Raw genomic sequence first — 627 nt, 5'->3', positions numbered from 1 at the left:
AAGCAAAAACATTGCTCCGATGAAGTTACCCACGTAAACCTTGCCCCAAATCGACAACATTTTGCCGAAAGAGATTTGTTTGTTTGCCCATGAGATGCTCGAAAGCACCGAACTGGTAAACAGCTCACCACCGCAAATAACGATAAGGATTAACCCCATACTGAAGGCGATACCACCGGCTAAGCGGCTTAAACCCCAACCTGTATTCGCACTGCCAGTTGTCACTGTGATGTAAAACAAAAATGCCAAACCGATAAACGCACCAGCCATTATTGCAAGGCCAAGTGTCATGCTGCTGGTTTTGTTTGCTTTACTTAATGCGAATTTCTCCGCCTCAGCCATCATCTCTTTAGGAGAAAAGTCCTGGTGAGTTTGAGAACTGGTCACCGCCATAATGACTCCTTAGTTTGTGGTTCCATAAAAAGCTCCTTGATTTATTAGCTCAAAAATGAATTGTTGTTTTTGTTTTGCGGTGTTCCCGAACCGCATATCCAGAATAGGGCGGGCAGTGGTACAGGTAAAATTGATAATATTTAGAAATCTCATCAAATTATTTGATAAGTTTTTAGCGCGGAGTAAAATGAACCCTATTGCTTATTGGGGCATGTTTTTGAGGTTGTGAGAGTA

1 protein-coding gene is annotated in these 627 nt (G+C 42.3%); it reads right to left on the bottom strand.

The annotated features are described in order from the left end of the window. A partial coding sequence (locus R7O13_RS28315; protein WP_318305382.1) for a formate/nitrite transporter family protein occupies nucleotides 1–393 on the bottom strand: 393 nt, incomplete at its 3' end. Nucleotides 394–627 lie beyond the last annotated feature (234 nt).

This window comes from Vibrio sp. Y176 (assembly GCF_033438945.1).
This window is presented reverse-complemented; position numbering and strand designations above follow the sequence as displayed.